Source organism: Streptomyces sp. NPDC101152 (assembly GCF_044768275.1).
GTDB lineage: Bacteria > Actinomycetota > Actinomycetes > Streptomycetales > Streptomycetaceae > Streptomyces.
The window spans coordinates 1-3,025 of the sequence record NZ_JBIWPO010000127.1 but is presented as its reverse complement, the minus strand read 5'-3'; the positions used below and the strand labels follow the sequence as shown (position 1 = coordinate 3,025).

Genomic DNA, 3,025 nt, shown 5'->3' with positions numbered 1-3,025 from the left:
GAACGCCACGCGAAGCGTGACGTCCCCGAAAACCAGCACGAACCCCTATGAACCAGCCCCGCCAGGATTGACGAAACAGATAGGGGCACCCCCCGCAGCGCACCGAGCCAGTCATGGTCGTTCGCTGGAAGCCCAACAGCCCTTGGAATCGATCATCTAGTAGATGCCGATGGGCCGACCGGGACCGGCTCCCTGATCGACGACATCGTCCGCGAGGGTGCAAGGCGGATGCTGGCCGCAGCCCTGCAAGCTGAAGTCAACGCCTATACAGCCGAGTTGGCCGACAGACGTGACGAGTGCGGACGCCGCTTGGTGGTCCGCGACGACTACCATCAGCCGAGGGGAGTCATGACCGCGGCCAGGGTGGTCGAGGCGAAGGCCCCGCCAGTGAACGACAGGCGCATCGACGAGGTGACCGGCGAGCGCAAGCGGTTCTCCTCGGCGATCCTGCCACCGTGGTGCCGCAAGTCCCCGAAGATCAGCAAGGTGCTGCCTCTGCGCTATCTGACCACGACGCGTTGAGCGAGCGCGACTTGTCCGGCAGGGACTCTGTCTATGTCTGGGCCGACGGCATCCACCTGCGTATACGCCTGCGCGAGGCGAAGTGGTGCGTGCTCATCCCGATGGGCGTGCGTGCGGACGGCAACAAGGAGCTGATCGCTATGAGTGACGGCTACCGTGAATCGGTCGACTCCTGGGCGGATCTTCTGGGCGACTGCGCTCGGCGTGGGATGCGTGCTCCAGTCCTCGCGGTCGGTGGTGGGGCTCTCAGCTTCTGGCAGGCCCTGGCCCAGGTGTTCCCCGAGGCGCGGCATCAGAGGTACTTGGTTCACAAGATCGCCAACGTCGTGAACGCTCTGCCGAAGTCTGCCCAGCCCAGCGCGAGCAAGCCCCTGCAGGAGATCCGCAACGCCGAAGACCGCGACCACGTCCTCCAAGCCGTTGTCGAGTTCGCCAAGACGTACGGAGCGGCATGGTCGACCTGCGTGGGGGAGGCGAGTGCCGGCCGGAGCTGCCGGTTCTCCTCCCGCACCTGCTCCAGAACGGTCGCCGGCCCTTCGGCCGACGCGGGCTGCGATTGGCTGGACGAAACCGGCTTCTCCACGCGCGGGTCACTCAGGTGGTTCGGTGCGTGTTCGGAGTTGCTGCCAGCAGCGGTGGACGTGTCGTTCGGCTTCGTGCACGGCTCGGGAGGCATCGTGCGACAGTGCGGCCGGCGATGTTGGGGTCTGCTCGGGCCGGGACCCCATGCAGCGATGGTCAGGGCGGCTGACGCGTGCTCGGCTGTCATGGTGGAGGATCGCTGCCCGGGCGACCAGGATCGCGGCGATAACTGCGGCGGCGGTCAGCGCGGTAGCCGCGTGCTGATCGGACATGACTGTGAGGGTCCTTCGTAGGCGGTCTGGGGCGGTCGGCAGGGCCGGTATCGGTGTCGTTCCAGCCCTGCCGTCTGCGTATGCCCGTCAGCCAGGCCAGGTTCCGGTCAGGCTACGGGTGGCGGTGGCGCCCGCGCGGTCGACGGCCGCCTTGACGCCGGCGAATATCGCGCCTTGCAGGGTGGCGGCGAGCAGCACCTCGCGCCAGGAGCGCTGTTCGTCGGTGGCGTCCGGGGCATCGTCGTCGTGGCCGAGCATCTTCCACGCCTGCTTGAACACGGCTCCGGCGGTCATGCCGCTGATGGCGCCGAGCGCCAGACCGACCGGCTTGTATGCGATCTTCGATACCTTCACCCGGCTCACCCTTTGCGGCGGCAGGCCAGCCACACCACGACGGCCACGCCGGCCGCGGTAAGCAGCAGGGTGCGGTTGTCGCGCGCCAGCTGCGCGCCCTGGGCGGTTTTCTGTCGCACGGGCTCGGGCGCCTTCTCCTCCCACAAGTGACCGGCCTGGGCCGCCTTCGCGTGGGCCTGTTCGGCGGCTTGGGCGGCTTTGTCCTTGACCGGGTCGGGCAGGTGGTCCTGCGCGTGATGTGCCAGGTCGGTGGCTTTCGTCTTCAGCTCCCCGGCCTTCACCGTGGCCTGCTCCTTGAGTTCGCCGGCCTTGGTGGCGGCCTGGTGCTTGACCTCGGCGGCCTTGTCCTGGGCGCGGGTTTTGACGTCGGTCTTCGCCGCCAGCGCCTCGACCGTCTGGCCGAGCTCGGTGCGGGTCTGTTCGACCTGCTCGCGCAGTTCGTCGGGTCCGGCGGCGGTGGGCTCGTCATGAGGCGGCTGGGTCATCGCTGTGCACTCTCCTTGATCTCGGCCACGTCGGCCTTCACGTTCTCGATCGTCTGCTCGGGCGTGGGCGGCGAGGCCTGTTCCACCTGCTTCTTTCCACTCATGACCATGATCGCGGCGATCACACCCAGGACCCCGGTGACGATCAGTGCCGCCGCCCACACCGGCAGTGGCACCGCCAGCGCGGCGATCGCGGTGGCGACCAGCGCCTGCAGCATCAGGAAGCCAACGACGCCGGCCCCGCCGAACAGGCCGCCGCCCTTGCCGTAGCGCTTGCCCTTCCGCTTCATCTCCGCCTGAGCCAGCCGCAGTTCGCCGCGTACCAGCTCGGTCAGCTGCTGTGAGGAGCGCTGCACCAACTCGCTCACCGGCTCCTGGCCCGCGCCGCGGTCGGATCGGGCATGGTGTGGCTGCGTACTCGACACGACGTTCATCTCCCGTCCCTCTCGATCGTGCGGGCCGGACCGCGTCAGGCACCCGACCGTCCCGTCTCGGCGCGAGTACCCCAAACAGGAGAATCATGGGCGCACGGTGCGGCCTGGGACGGGCACGGGAGCGGGGGGTTTGGCCGGGCTCTTGGGCGGTTAGCCGCAGTGTGTGGTCTGGTAGGCGGCAGCCTGTCGGCTTGTAGCCAAGTTGCGCCTGGCCGCCGAAGGGCGGGCGGTCAGCGGCCGATGGAGAAGCGCATGGTGGTGCCTGCCTCGCCGGTGTGGGTGCGCATCGGCCGGCCCGCGTCGGTCAGGGCGGTGAGGATCTGCTGGTAGGCGGGGTGGTCTGGGATGTCGGGACGCTCCGGCTCGGCAGCGGGTG

At 68.6% G+C, this 3,025-nt stretch carries 3 protein-coding genes and 1 pseudogene; 1 reads left to right on the top strand and 3 read right to left on the bottom strand.

The genetic code is table 11. The features are described from left to right. Positions 1 to 147: 147 nt before the first annotated feature. A pseudogene (locus tag ACIRVK_RS45395) lies at positions 148 to 995 on the top strand (transposase); the annotation flags it as partial. Positions 996 to 1,463: 468 nt separating this feature from the next. Here ACIRVK_RS45395 and ACIRVK_RS45390 read toward each other — a convergent pair. From ACIRVK_RS45390 to ACIRVK_RS45380, 3 genes are read right to left on the bottom strand one after another with little or no spacing between them, the layout of a single operon-like run. After that, positions 1,464 to 1,730 carry a DUF4235 domain-containing protein gene (locus ACIRVK_RS45390; RefSeq protein ID WP_404258014.1) on the bottom strand — a complete coding sequence of 89 codons (267 nt, stop codon included), beginning with the start codon at positions 1,728 to 1,730 and terminating at the stop codon, positions 1,464 to 1,466. A 5-nt stretch (positions 1,731 to 1,735) separates the two neighbouring features. Then, entirely contained in the window at positions 1,736 to 2,215 is a 480-nt protein-coding gene (locus ACIRVK_RS45385) for a DUF3618 domain-containing protein (RefSeq protein ID WP_404258012.1), read from the bottom strand. Then, positions 2,212 to 2,583, bottom strand: a complete 372-nt coding sequence (locus ACIRVK_RS45380; protein WP_404258010.1) for a phage holin family protein — start codon at positions 2,581 to 2,583, stop codon at positions 2,212 to 2,214. Before ACIRVK_RS45380 ends, ACIRVK_RS45385 begins: the two co-directional genes overlap by 4 nt. Positions 2,584 to 3,025: the final 442 nt, after the last annotated feature.